Annotated in this window: 10 protein-coding genes; 1 reads left to right on the top strand and 9 read right to left on the bottom strand. The window is 35.8% G+C overall.

Translation table 11 applies throughout. The features are described 5' to 3' along the window. Positions 1–21: 21 nt before the first annotated feature. From HMPREF9333_RS03320 to HMPREF9333_RS03280, 9 genes are all read right to left on the bottom strand, one after another. Complete coding sequence (locus HMPREF9333_RS03320) at positions 22–3,525, bottom strand: DNA polymerase III subunit alpha (protein ID WP_005539777.1); 3,504 nt, start codon at positions 3,523–3,525, stop codon at positions 22–24. A 127-nt stretch (positions 3,526–3,652) separates the two neighbouring features. Further along, on the bottom strand, positions 3,653–3,913 hold the full coding sequence (locus HMPREF9333_RS03315; protein WP_005539776.1) for an HPr family phosphocarrier protein: 261 nt from the start codon (positions 3,911–3,913) through the stop codon (positions 3,653–3,655). A 103-nt stretch (positions 3,914–4,016) separates the two neighbouring features. Then, positions 4,017–4,973 carry a DNA-binding protein WhiA gene (whiA, locus tag HMPREF9333_RS03310; protein WP_005539775.1) on the bottom strand — a complete coding sequence of 319 codons (957 nt, stop codon included), beginning with the start codon at positions 4,971–4,973 and terminating at the stop codon, positions 4,017–4,019. A gap of 3 nt (positions 4,974–4,976) precedes the next feature. Further along, entirely contained in the window at positions 4,977–5,870 is an 894-nt protein-coding gene (gene rapZ, locus HMPREF9333_RS03305) for an RNase adapter RapZ (protein WP_005539774.1), read from the bottom strand. A 54-nt stretch (positions 5,871–5,924) separates the two neighbouring features. Next, positions 5,925–6,845, bottom strand: a complete 921-nt coding sequence (murB, locus tag HMPREF9333_RS03300; protein WP_005539773.1) for a UDP-N-acetylmuramate dehydrogenase — start codon at positions 6,843–6,845, stop codon at positions 5,925–5,927. Between the two features lie 38 nt (positions 6,846–6,883). Next, on the bottom strand, positions 6,884–7,831 hold the full coding sequence (gene hprK, locus HMPREF9333_RS03295; protein ID WP_005539772.1) for an HPr(Ser) kinase/phosphatase: 948 nt from the start codon (positions 7,829–7,831) through the stop codon (positions 6,884–6,886). A 298-nt stretch (positions 7,832–8,129) separates the two neighbouring features. Continuing rightward, positions 8,130–9,620: an APC family permease gene (locus tag HMPREF9333_RS03290; protein WP_005539771.1), complete on the bottom strand. Its 1,491-nt coding sequence runs from the start codon at positions 9,618–9,620 to the stop codon at positions 8,130–8,132. A 363-nt stretch (positions 9,621–9,983) separates the two neighbouring features. Continuing rightward, a complete protein-coding gene (gene uvrC, locus HMPREF9333_RS03285; protein ID WP_005539770.1) occupies positions 9,984–11,819 on the bottom strand; it encodes an excinuclease ABC subunit UvrC in 1,836 nt (611 codons plus the stop codon). Positions 11,820–11,888: 69 nt separating this feature from the next. Next, positions 11,889–12,776, bottom strand: coding sequence for a hypothetical protein (locus HMPREF9333_RS03280; protein WP_005539768.1), 888 nt, complete (start codon positions 12,774–12,776; stop codon positions 11,889–11,891). Positions 12,777–13,133: 357 nt separating this feature from the next. Here HMPREF9333_RS03280 and HMPREF9333_RS03275 point away from each other — a divergent pair, with 357 nt between their 5' ends. After that, complete coding sequence (locus tag HMPREF9333_RS03275; RefSeq protein ID WP_005539766.1) at positions 13,134–14,606, top strand: DUF1846 domain-containing protein; 1,473 nt, start codon at positions 13,134–13,136, stop codon at positions 14,604–14,606. The last annotated feature ends 25 nt before the right edge of the window (positions 14,607–14,631 follow it).

The raw sequence follows: 14,631 nt of genomic DNA, 5'->3' as shown, positions 1-14,631 counted from the left end.
TTAACTATAACACATAAGGGATTAGAGTTTCAAGTGTTTTGGAACACACTTTACATTACCGTTCCCAATCCTTTTGGCAAGTATATTAAATACTATATCTGCATTTAAGTTTTTTTCATTTTCAAAAACTTTTTTTGCCTTTTCTTCTTTTAAATAAATTATAAGTTCATCCTTTCCGGGATGTTCCTTTATATCATTCATTAAAATATCAAGATCCGCCTTATATACAGCCAGATTTTCATATTGTACCCAAAGCTGCTTTTTAACCTCATCAAAGGATACAATTTTATTACATATAAGCTTCCCCTGTGCATCATCTGCAAGATTTATCCTTCCGCTTATAAATACCTTGTTATCTTCCTTTAAAATATATGCATATTCTTCATAAACCTTTGGAAATACTACAACCTCAACACTTCCAAACATATCTTCAAGTGTTACAAATGCCATAGTCTGCATATTTTTTATGTTTTTAATATTGACTGTACTTATAATTCCTCCTATCACCGCTCTTTGCCCGTCTACAAGTACAGATTTGGTATCATCTGAGCCATCTTCCGACTTTATAATATTAAAATCAACAGTTTTTGCATTTGTATTTTTATCTATTATATCCACATATTGATCAAGCGGATGTCCGCTTACATAAACGCCCAAGGTTTCTTTTTCAAAAGCAAGTATATCATTTAATGAAAACTCCTCAGCATCAGGCATATCAAAATGCAGTGCCGATTTATCCTTTAAATCTTTTTTCATCTCATCATTTGCTACATCAAAAAGACTTAACTGCCCCGTCATATTTTCTTTTTTGGATTTGCTTTTTTCATCAAGCAGCACAGCCGATATTTGAAGCTTCTGTTTCCTGTTTCCCGGCAGACTGTCAAGAGCACCTGATTTTATAAAATTTTCTATTGTACGTTTATTCACTTCTTTATTTGAAAGCCGGTTTATAAAATCCTCAAGTGAGTTGAATCTGCCTTGATTTTCACGATTTTTTACTATTTCATCCGAAACCGCTCTGCCGACACCTTTTATTGCTGAAAGCCCGAAACGTATACCGTTTCCTGAAACACTGAAATTTCCCTCACCCTCATTTACATCAGGAGGCAATATAGATATATTCATCCGGCGGCAGCTTATAATATATTCAGCCACTTTTGAGGTATTATCCATAACCGATGTCATAATGGCAGCCATAAATTCCTCAGGATAGTAATATTTCAGATATGCCGTTTGATAGGATACAAATGCATAGCAGGCTGCATGTGATTTATTAAATGCATAATTTGCAAAATCAGTCATTTCATCAAATATTTTATTGGCTTTTTCTTTTGAAATGCCGTTTTTAAGACAACCCGGAACTCCGGTTTCTTCATTACCGTATACAAAGTACTTTCTCTGGCGCTCCATCTCATCAGCTTTTTTCTTACTCATGGCACGCCTTATCATATCACTTTCACCCAGTGAAAAGCCTGCAAGCTCTCTAACCATCTGCATTACCTGCTCCTGGTAAACTATGCAGCCATAAGTTGGTGAAAGTATAGGCTCAAGCTCGGGTATATCATAAGTTACACTTGACCTTTCATGTTTTCCCTTTATATATTTAGGTATAAAATCCATAGGTCCCGGTCTGTAAAGTGATATACCGGCTATAATATCCTCCATACTCTCAGGTCTTAACTCTGTCATAAAACTTGACATGCCTGATGACTCAAGCTGAAATATACCCTCGGTCTTTCCTGCCGATATAAGCCCATATACCTTAGGGTCGTCATAATCTATCTCTAATATATTTATTTTCCTGCCGTATTTTTTCTCAACCTGTTCAATTGTATTTTGTATTACTGTCAGAGTCCTAAGACCTAAAAAATCCATTTTTAAAAGTCCCAGTTTTTCAAGTATCCCCATAGTAAACTGTGTGGTTATGGAACCGTCGGCTGCTTTTGCTATCGGAACATAATCATCTACGCTGCTTTTTGATATAACAACACCTGCTGCATGCATTGAACTGTGTCTGGGGAGCCCCTCAAGTCTTTTACTCATATTTACAAGCCTTTTTATATCAGGATCATTGTCATACAGGTTTTTAAGCTCTCTGCTCTGCTTAAGTGCCGTATCAAGTGTCATTTTAAGATCAAACGGTATCATCTTCGCAACAGCATCACATCTTGCATAGGGAAAATCAAGCACCCTTCCTACATCTCTTATAACTCCTCGAGCTGCCATAGTTCCGAATGTGATTATCTGGCATACTCTGTCTTTTCCATATTTCTCAACAACATAATCTATGACTTCCTGTCTTCTTTCATAGCAGAAGTCAACATCTATATCAGGCATGGTTACTCTTTCGGGATTTAAAAATCTTTCAAATATAAGATTATATTTTATAGGATCTATATCGGTAATTCCCATACAATATGATGCTATGCTCCCGGCAGCCGATCCTCTGCCCGGTCCTACAGCTATACCCTTTGATTTTGCGAAGCTTATATAATCCCACACTATAAGGAAATAATCGACATACCCCATCTTATCTATGACTTCAAGTTCAAAGTCAAGCTTTTCCTTAATTGCTTCTATATCTTTTTCTCCACCGTATCGTCCTGCAAGTCCTCTGTAACATATTTTTTTCATATATGAAAAAGCGGTATGTCCGTCAGGCACCTCATATTCAGGAAGTTTTGTAACTCCGAACTCCATCTCAACATTACATCTTTTTGCAATCTCATGTGTATTTTCAATTGCATCCGGAGCATACGGAAAAAGCTCCTTCATCTGTGTCTCAGATTTTAGGAAAAACTGTCCCCCTTCATACCTTAGCCTATCCTTATCGCTTACTTTTTTTGCAGTTTGTATGCACAAAAGTATATCATGTGCGGCAGCATCCTCTTCGAGAGTATAGTGTACATCATTTGTTGCAACAAGCTTAATTCCCGTCTCACGGCTCATTTTTAAAAGACTCTGATTTACAAGCTTCTGACTGGGATATCCGTGATCCTGAAGTTCAAGGAAAAAATTTTCAGCACCAAATATCTCCCTATATCTAAGTGCCGCCTCCTTTGCTTCATCATATTTGTTTCTTGTTATATTTCTTGCAACCTCTCCGGCAAGGCATGCTGAAAGTGCTATAATTCCTTCACTGTAACGCCTTAATATCTCATAATCAACCCTCGGTTTATAATAAAATCCGTCTGTAAAGCCTTTTGATACTATCTTCATAAGATTGGCATATCCGGTATTATTTTCCGCAAGAAGCACAAGATGGTAATATCTATCCTCCCCAGCCACCTTTTCCCTGTCAAAGCGTGAACCGGGGCTTACATAAACCTCTGAACCCAAAATAGGCTTAATGCCGGCATTTTTTGCCTCTATATAAAAATTTACAACCCCGTACATCACACCATGGTCGGTTATAGCAAGTGAATCCATTCCAAGTTCTTTTGCTCTGGCTATAATTTCTTCGATTTTACTTGAACCGTCAAGCAGTGAATACTCAGTATGTGTATGAAGATGTGTAAATGCCACTTTAAAACCTCCATTTATTTAAACTTGAAAATTTCAGATAACCATTATACCACAATAAAGAAATGGACGGTACGGCTTTTTAAAAGCCCTCCGCCCTTAAGTTTAATAATAGTAATATATACTCCGCTTAGCCCGCAGCCTCACATAAATAATCTTCAATACCCTGTAATGCAGTATGTTCATCATCACCTTCTGCAATCACTGTGATGGCATTGCCTGATTTTAATGCCAGTGTCATCATACCCATTATACTTTTTGCATTCACCTTGGCATCTTCGCTTTCAATATATATGCTGCTTTTAAAGCGGCTTGCCAGCTGTACAAGCATAGCAACCGGCTTTGCTTCTGAACCAAAATTATGTCCCGGTGTGATAGTTTTCTTAATCATCTTGTCTTCTCCTCAAATACCTTTACAACTGAATTTATAGCATAAAACCAATGTAATCACTCAAAAATACACTTTTCAGCGAAGCTGTTTACATTCCGTTTTTCTATCCTGTGCTGTCTGTTTCTATATCTTGTGCTATCTGCGACAGCTTTCTAAGCCTATGATTCATACCGCTTTTTCCCACAGCGGGAGTTAGATATTCTCCAAGCTCTTTAAGATTCGCTTCAGGATATTCAAGCCTTAAATGTGCCGTTTCCCTAAGCCCAGGCGGCAGTCCCTCAAGACCGATAGTATCTCTTATAAGTTCTATATCCTTTACCTGTCTCATAGAAGCGGATACTGTTTTATTAATATTAGCTGCTTCACAGTTTACCTTGCGATTAATTTCATTTCTCATACCTTTAAGTATTCTGGTATTTTCAAAATCCATAAGTGCATTGCCTGCCTCCATAAGACCAAGCATATTTGATATCTGCTCACTCTCTTTCAGATATACTACATATGAATTTTTTCTGCTGACAATCTTCGCATCGGTTCCAAGCGAAACCATTATATCCTTTATAAGAACAGCCCTGTTCATATCAGGTAAAACAATTTCAAAATGATATGCTTTTTCAGGGTCGGAAAGCGAACCTGATGAGAGAAATGCTCCACGTATAAAAGCACGCTTACAACATGAATTTTTGAGTAGCATATTATCTGTTATAAACAGATATTTTTGCTCAATAGCATCATTATATGTGAGTTTTACAGAATCTAATACCATACGGGCTATATTGTCATTTTTAATGATAATAGAATACATATGTTTTCTATTAGGATTTGTAGACTTATTTATAATGATGTCTACTATTATATTATATGTTTTTCTCAATAATGTAAAGCATTTTCTGATTAAAGTTGCATTATCGTATGATATTTTTAAGGCAATCCTGTCATCTTCCTCTTTTTTAACAGTCCCTAAAAGGCTTATTAAAGCGGAAAGTTCGGCAAGTCTGCAATGTCTGCCGGATGAAATAACTCTTGCAAGCTCATGTTTCACATCTGATGAATACGACATTTTTCAACTCAGCCTTGATATATTCCTATGTATGTCTCTGTGTTCAAGTTTTACGCCTAAATCTTTCATTGAAGATATATATTCTGACAGACTAGTAGCAATTGCTACCGATCTATGTTGACCACCTGTACATCCTATAGCTATTACAAGCTGACTTTTACCCTCCTTTATATATAATGGCAATAAAAAAGTTATTATATCATTTAATTTTGTCAGAAAAATATATGCAGAACCTTCCGAAAATACATACTTCTTCACTTCCTCATCTTCGCCGGTTTTAAGCCTTAAATCTTCCTCATAAAAAGGATTCGGCAGAAATCTTACATCAAAAACAAGATCTGCATCATCGGGTATCCCATACATAAAACCGAATGAAAGTATATTTACAAACAATTTAGTATATGACTTATTATCTATAAAAATCCGTATCAGCTCGGCTCTCAGATCTTTTGATAAAAACCTGCTTGTATCTATTACATAATCAGCTCTTTCTTTTAAAAACTTCAGCTCAATACGTTCTTTTTCAATACCTGTCTCAAGCCTGTCATTTCTTGCAAGAGGATGTGAACGTCTGGTTTCTTTATATCTTTTTATAAGTGCTTTTGTATCTGCATCAAGATATAACACCTTATAATCTATATGTTTTGCATCAAGTTCATTAAATACATTTTCTATACATAACAGATTTACACTGCTCCTTATATCTATGCCTATGGCTGCACCTCTACTTCCCGCCGGTCCCATATTCCCTATAAAAGAACTGTTAAGCAGTTCAACAAATTTTCCTATAAGCTCAACAGGAAGGTTATCTGCACAATAATAGCCATAATCTTCAAGCAGTTTTAAAGTTACGGTCTTTCCCGAACCGCTCATCCCGGTTACTATAATAAACTTCATTAAGCCTCCTTATAATCATATAAATACCGCTTTTATCACAAATTATAAATATTATTAAAATTTTCCAACAAGTCTTATCTCAGGAGTAAGCTCCACACCTGAATTTATAAGAACAGTTTTTTGTATATGTTTTATAAGATTGAATATATCACTGGAAGTGGCATTTCCTTTATTTATAACAAAACCGCAGTGTTTTTCAGAAACTTGTGCCCCGCCTATACTAAATCCTTTAAGCCCCGCCTTTTCTATAAGAGCTCCTGCAAAATATCCGTCAGGCCTTTTAAAAGTGGAACCGGCGCTTGGATAATCAAGAGGCTGTTTAGTCCTTCTTTTTAAATTTAATTCAGCCATCTTCTCGGATATTAGAGCTTTATCACCCTTTTTTAGTTTAAAATCCGCTCTAAGTATTACTCTTGATAAAGCTCCTATATTGCTGCTTCTGTAAGACAACTCAAGTTCACAGGCATCTGCCGTTCTTATAGTTCCATCTGCTTCCAGCAATCTTACACTCTGTAGTATATTTTCTATTTCACTTCCATAAGCACCTGCATTCATAAACACAGCACCCCCTACACTTCCGGGGATACCTGAAGCAAATTCCATGCCGCCCAGTCCATTCTCTGCCGCTTTATTTGCAGCAACGGCAAGCGTATATCCCGCACTGCATGTAAGATACTCTCCATTTACTTCAAGAGTATCTTTAAGTGCTGCCGTTGAAAGAATAAGCCCTCTGAAACCGTCATCACTTACAAGGAGATTGCTGCCGTTTCCGGTTATATAGTAATCAATATTGTTCAACCTGCAAAAATCAACTGTTTTTTTTACGGTTTCCTCATTTTCAGCCTCTATATATATATCAGCCGTGCCTCCTGCTTTGAATGTAGTATGTCTTGACATAGGTTCATCCTTAAGAAGTTTTGAGCTTCCTGCAATCTTTTTTATAGCATCTATATAAATTTTATTTTTATTTTCCATACAATCTTTTCTGTTTAAATCTCAAAACCATTTTTATATTATTTTAATCTGTCTATAGGATTTTCATTTTTATTAATATTTGCCTGAACTCTGTTATAAAGCTCCTGTGCAGCATTATATCCCATCTTTTTCTGTCTGTGGTTTACAGATGCCGCCTCACATATTACTGCAAGATTTCTTCCCGGCCTTATTGGAAGTGTATAACAGACTATTTTATTGCCTAAAAATTCAGTATAATTTTCTTCAAGTCCCAGTCTGTCATACATTCTTTCATTATCCCAATCTTCAAGCTTTATTACCATATCTATCTGCTGTGTATCTTTTACACTCTCAACCCCGAAAAGCGCCTTAACATCTATTATTCCTATCCCCCTGAGTTCTATAAAATGTCTTGTTATATCAGGTGCAGTACCTATAAGAGTGGCATCTGAAACTTTTCTTATCTCAACTACATCATCAGATACAAGCCTGTGCCCTCTCTTTATAAGCTCAAGTGCCGCTTCACTCTTTCCTATACCGCTTTCGCCCATTATAAGAACCCCTTCACCAAATACATCTACAAGTACCCCATGTATAGTGATTGCAGGAGCAAGCTTTACTTTAAGCCACCTTATAACCTCAGCCATAAAATCGGAAGTTGTCTGTTCGCTTACAAGACATGGAACCTCATAATAATTACATAACTCCAAAACATCCTCATCGGGCTTATGCCCACGTGCATATACTATACATGGAACTTTATATGAAAGCAGCTTATTAAATATATTTTTTCTTGAAAGTTCTTCCATCTGACCCAGATATTCATATTCCACATGCCCCAGTATCTGTATCCTCTCCGAGTCAAAATGTTCAAAAAATCCGGTAAGCTGCAGTGCAGGTCTGTTCACATCAGGATGTTTAACAAATATACCATCAGTATCTATCTCAGGTGTCATATTTATTAATTCTTTTTCCTGTATAAATTCAGTTATTGTAACTCCAAGCATAAATTACCTCCGTAATATATATAGCTTTATATTAAATATACTTATTTCCGTACTTTTTAGAATAACATAAAGAGAGAATTTCAGCAATATTTGAACACTTGAAAAATAAGACATATATATAATTTTTTAACTAAACTGTAAACAGGTGCCATATTTTATATGCCACCTGTTTACAGTTTGTCATAACTGACATGCCCGGTATAAACATCCTTTACTGTTCTTGAAAAATATACCGTTCTTGATAAAAAATCCACTAATCCTACAGCATGTTGTTTGGTATAAAAACTATTTAATACGACTACTTAAAAGCCTTTTCCGCATCTAAAGAACTTTTTTGGTTTTCTCTTTTCCTTTTGTTTATATAATAGGGAGTGTTGCCAAACAGCACTTCATCTGAATATCCCTTTTTCTTCCAACCTGCAAGTGAAGTATAATAGCATACTACGCCTAAAATTATCCAGCCCCCGGCTATTATAAACTCCTCTTTTGTAAAACCTGAAGGAAGTCCAGGTATATATAGCGTAAGCATGCCGCCTGTAAGGATAACTGCCATAGTTCCTACAAGTTTCGGATATTTGACTTTATACGGTCTTTCAAGTTCAGGTTCATTTTTCCTGAGAAGTATAAACGATATTGCCACAAAAAGATATGCAAGCACTGCTCCGAAACTTCCGACATTTGTAAGCCATGTCAGCATCTCCTCTCCGAAAAACGGTGCAATAACAGAACATACCCCTACAAAAATTACTGATATATACGGAGTATTAAACTTGGGATGCAGTTTTGAAAACGACTCGGGTATAAGTCTTATTTCAGACAAAGCAAAAATCGCTCTGCTTCCACCAATAAAAAATGAATTCCAACTGCTAAGTATCCCCGCAGCTCCGCCTATTATTACAACATTGGCAGCAGCCTGTTTATTGTCAAGAAGTTTTTTCATGGCATCCGCAGTTACAAGTTCAGCCGACTTCATCTCTGAAGCATTCATTGCCATTGACACTGCAAAAATTATAGCTATATACCATATTGCTGCCATTATAATTGAAAAAATTATTACCCTGCCTATCCTGTTAAGCGGAACCTTTATCTCTTCTGCAGCCTGAGGAATTACATCAAAGCCTAAAAACATAAACGGTGTCATGACGGCTATTGACAATACTCCTTTATATCCGTCCTCAAAAAAAGGATGCATATTATGCGGATGACCTTTTACTGCCGAAAGTGCTATAAGAGCAACTCCTATAATGGCAATTATGTATGTAAGAGCATTTTGAAGAGCTGCTGCCGTTTTTACACCTCTTATATTTATAAATGTTAAAATCAGAGCTGAAATCGAACCCACCGCAACCCATGAAGCATAGACTTTAAATCCTGCTATTGTATACATATATCCTTTAAGAAATCCCGGAAATATATACTGAAGCACTGATGGTAAAGCACATGCTTCAAAAGCGGCTACACCTATATAACTTAATATAAGACCCCAAGTGCATATAAATGAGCCTGTTTTTCCCATGGCTCTCATACTGAATTGCTGTTCACCTCCTGTAAGAGGCATGGCACTTGTAAGCTCTGCATATATAAGTCCTTCAAAAATAATCATTACAGCTGCGATCACAAACGCTGCCATCGCTCCTAACGACCCCGCCTTATTAACCCATATTCCAACAAGCACTACCCATCCCCAGCCTATCATCGCTCCAAACGCTATTGCAAAAATATCTTTTTCCTTTAAAACCTTTTCAAATCGTTCTTCTTTTACATTAGCATGATGCCTTATATTTTCCATAATTATATCCTTTCGATGTTATATTATGTAGTTGTAGAACTTTTTTACGGATATTTGTGAATAGTTTAAATGCGTATGAATGGTTAGTGTTTTAACATGCTGATATTTGGTATTATAGCATATTTTTATAATTCTTGCAACTTTATACTTTTGTGCTTGCATAAAAAAATAAAACATTAGGTATTTATAACGCTTTGCAGACTTTTTTAAAAATACAAATTAACAACTTTTGTATTTTTATGCACTTTTATGTATTGTACATATTCCCCTGCCATAATAGTTTTTTTATTTTCCCGATATTATATATTAACATTTTAACTCTCTCCTAAATTTATTTTATCAGATCCTTTTATTTTAACTCTTTTATTTACGAAAAAAATCATATACAGACTGTGCCGATTTTGAATCCATGCCTGAAACTTCCTTCAGCTCTGACAAATCCGCATTTTTTATAGACTCTATATTCTTAAAATGTTTCATCAAAGCTTTGCGTCTTACCGCACCTATACCGTTTATATCATCAAGTATTGACTTTACCTGGGTTTTTGATCTTAGACTTCTGTGATATTCTATTGCAAACCTGTGTACTTCATCCTGTATTCTGGTTATAAGCTTAAAAGCCTCGGTTCTGGTCTTAAGTTCCAGTTCGCTGCCTTTAAAATAAAGCCTGTCAGTACGGTGTTTGTCATCTTTGACCATACCGCATACAGGCAATTCTATACCAAGATCCTCTAAAACCTCAAGTGCTGCACCTACCTGTCCTTTACCGCCGTCCATCATTATAAGATCAGGTAAAACTGCAAAACCCGAATCAGTTTTAGAATATCTGCTTTCATGTGTAAACCTCCTGTAAAGAACTTCACGCATTGAAGCATAATCGTCAGGACCTGAAACACTTTTAATTTTAAATTTTCTGTAATCATTTCTCTTCGGCTTTCCGTCTTCATACACAACCATTGAACCGACTGATTGTGCTCCGCTTATATTACTTATATCAAATGATTCAATTCTCTTTATATTTGAAATTCCAAGAAGCTTTTCAATCTCATTTAAAGCACCTGTAGTTTTAAGCTGCTCACGCCTCAATTTCTCTTTATCACGGCTTAAAATCAGTTCCGCATTTTTATATGCAAGTTCTATCATCTTTTCTTTATTACCTTTTTTAGGAACTAAAAGCCTGACCTTTGTCCTTCTTTTTTGTGAAAGCCAGTTTGATATAAGTTCCTCATCGGGAAGTGCATATTGGAGCCAGAGCTCTTTAGGCAAAAAGGGAGTTCCTGCATAAAATTGCTTTACAAAACTTTCAAGTATATATGGATTTTCATCATCTATACTTACCTGTACATAATGATGTTCCCTTCCAACCATTTTACCGTCTCTTATAAAAAAAATCTGTACAAGTACATCTTCTTCATCTTTTGCAAGAGCTATTATATCTCTATCCTCCATACTCTCGGAGCTTATTTTCTGCTTCTGTGTTACATGCAGCAGGCTGTTAAGCAAATCCCTAAGCTGTGCAGCCTCCTCATATTTAAACTGTTGTGAGGCTTCATTCATCTGCTTTTGTATTTCATCAGTCAATTTTTTATAATTACCGTTTAGAAATTCAAGTGCAAGAGATACCTGTTTATTATAGTCATCTTTTGAAACAAAACCCTGACATGGCGCATCACATTGATGTATATAATAATCAAGGCATGCCCGCTGCTTTCTTATATCTTTTGGCAGATTTCTGCTGCAATTTCTTATCCTGAATGTTTTTCTTAAAAAATCAAGTGTATTATTTACTGCCGTTGAACTTGTAAAGGGACCGAAATACTTTGCTTTATCCTTTTTCAGCTTTCTTGTAAGCATAATTCTCGGATAATCTTCACTAACAGTAAATTTTATATACGGATATGTTTTATCATCCTTAAGCATAGTATTATAACGAGGTCTATGTTCTTTTATAAGATTATTTTCAAGAACCAGTGCTTCAAGTTCCGAATCCGTAACTATATACTCAAATCTGTGTATCTTTGAAACCATCTGCATGATTTTAGTACTTTTGCCCCGACTTGACTGAAAATACTGTCTAACCCTATTTTTAAGTGATACGGCTTTTCCCACATAAAGTATATCATCTTTTTTGTCATGCATAATATAAACCCCCGGCGAAGCCGGGAGTTTCCTTAATTCATCTTCTATAATAAATGCCATATATTATTTTTCTCCAAACATATATGTATCGGCTTTTTATAAACTTAAATGCATATACTTCTGCATAAATCATGAACCTTCAAACTTCATCCTTGTATCAAGATATGATATAAGACATTCTATCTGAAATATTTTACCACCATCAAATGGAGGTATTTCAAAGGCTTCATATATCACATTAAGATCATTTTGAGTAATCTTAAGTTTATTATTTTGAAGCAGCTGCTTTCTTTCGATATCAGTCTTTGCATCAAAAAACTTTATCATAAGTTCCCTTGAATACTCTTCTTTATCATCTTTTTTGTCTACAGCTTTATCATCCTCAAGTTCATCAAATTCCTTAATTTTATAAAATGAATCCTCCGTCTTACTGCCCTGTACACCGCTCTTATCCTTATTATCATTAAAGGTATCTGAAGCATCCTTGTCCGATAAATCGTTATGATCCGTTCTTCCTAAAACAAGCTTTCTGCCGGTTTTATCTGAAAATTCATATTTGCCTGAATTATCAGGATTATCTTCATTGCTTCCTTCTTCACCTGACTCAGCCTTTTTGATGCTTACAGCTCCAAAAGTACTTTTGAAATAATCTTGAGACTTATCAGCCTGAGATATGTTAGAGTCTGCAGCAGCAGTTTTATCTGAATTGATACCGGTATAACTGTGTGAAAAACTTTCGCTTTTAACAGCATCTTCTTCGATATTTTCTTCAATGCTGCCGTCTTGATTTACAAATACCTTTTTAAACATAGGGGCTTTTACACCGTTTTTTTGTGTAGTTGAGGAATTAAACCTCTCATCTGCAAGGGCATATGTATTGAAGCCTCCCTGCAATTCCTGAAAAATGATAAGTTTCTGCATACTTGAAGCATCTATGGCAGTACAGACTATCTGATAAAGTCCCTTGTCAGACCCCATATATATCTCTCCTGAACGCGGTGTTTGAATTTCCTTCATAAAATCCCTCCTGATATCAAGTTATTGACGGTATTTATACCGCCCTGCAAATACGGCATACAGACTTGAAATTATGATCTGAATTCAAAATTATTAAAATGCTGATGCCTTTATACAGCGACAGTTCAGCAGGATTTTCTGCCGCCTTACCATGCATAGGTTTATTTCACCAAAAGCAATGTTTACATTATACCATAATAATGGTACAATCTAAACTTATTATTTAAAATTTATCTCTTTTATAAAATAATTTACCGCAGCTTAACTGTCTGCTATTTCAAAACAAATATGTATTCCGGTATAATTCGATATACTTAAGGTTTCATTTAAAATATACAACAAAGTAAGGAGATTAATATGTTACAGGGCTTTGACAATCAAAAATACTTAACTATGCAATCCGAACATATAAAAGAACGTATAAGTAAGTTCGATGACAAGCTTTATCTTGAATTTGGAGGAAAGCTGTTTGATGACTACCATGCTTCAAGAGTACTGCCCGGATTTGAACCTGATTCAAAACTTAAAATGCTTTTACAGCTTGCAGACCAGGCTGAGATAGTAATTACAATATCAGCTAAAGATATTGAAAAAAACAAAGTACGTTCCGATCTGGGCATAACTTATGATGCTGATGTATTAAGACTTATACAGTCTTTCAGAGGCAAGGGACTTTATGTAGGAAGTGTAGTAATAACTCATTATTCAGGGCAAAAAAGTGCGGATATGTTTAAATCAAAACTTGAAAGTCTTGGAATAAAAGTCTACAGGCATTATATGATAGAGGGATATCCCAGCAATGTTGACCTTATTGTAAGCGAGGACGGTTATGGTAAAAATGATTATATAGTTACTGAAAGACCGCTTGTAATAGTTACTGCACCCGGACCAGGCAGCGGCAAAATGGCAACCTGCCTTTCACAGCTTTACCATGAAAACAAAAAGGGAATAAAAGCGGGATATGCAAAATTTGAAACCTTTCCGGTATGGAATCTGCCTCTAAAACATCCCGTAAATCTGGCTTATGAGGCGGCAACAGCAGATTTAAATGATGTAAATATGATAGATCCGTTCCATCTTGAAGCATATGGTGAAACCACAGTAAATTATAACCGTGATGTTGAAATCTATCCTGTCCTTGCTGCTATATTTGAGGGTATATTTGGCAACTGCCCGTATAAATCTCCGACCGATATGGGAGTAAACATGGCAGGTAACTGTATATATGATGATGAAGTCTGCCGTGATGCAAGTAAACAGGAAATTATACGCAGATATTATGCATCATTGAACCATCTTGCAAAGGGCGAATGTAAAGCTGATGAAGTCTATAAAATAGAACTTTTAATGAAACAGGCAAAGATAAGTACGGAACTTAGAAAGGTTGTATCTGCAGCACTTTTAAGAGCTGAAACAACTTCAACCCCCGCTGCAGCTATCGAACTTGCAGATAACAGGATAGTTACCGCTAAAACTTCTGAGCTCCTTGGTGCTTCAGCCGCTCTTATTTTAAATGCTATAAAAGTTTTAGGAAATATAGACGACTCAATACACCTTATCTCACCTACTGTTATAGAGCCTGTGCAAAAGCTTAAAACACAATATCTTGGAAGTTCCAATCCCAGACTTCATACGGATGAAATACTTATAGCACTTTCAATGTGTGCAGCTACTGATAACAATGCACATCTTGCACTTGAGCAACTGCCTAAACTTAGGGGCTGTCAGGTGCACACCTCCGTTATGTTGTCAAATGTTGATATTAAGATTTTCCATAAACTTGGAATACAGCTTACCTCAGAGCCGAGATATGAACATAAAAAGATCTGATAAAATTTACATATTATTTCCAATG

Origin of the sequence: Johnsonella ignava ATCC 51276, assembly GCF_000235445.1 — a bacterium.
Lineage (GTDB): Bacteria > Bacillota > Clostridia > Lachnospirales > Lachnospiraceae > Johnsonella > Johnsonella ignava.
This window is presented reverse-complemented; position numbering and strand designations above follow the sequence as displayed.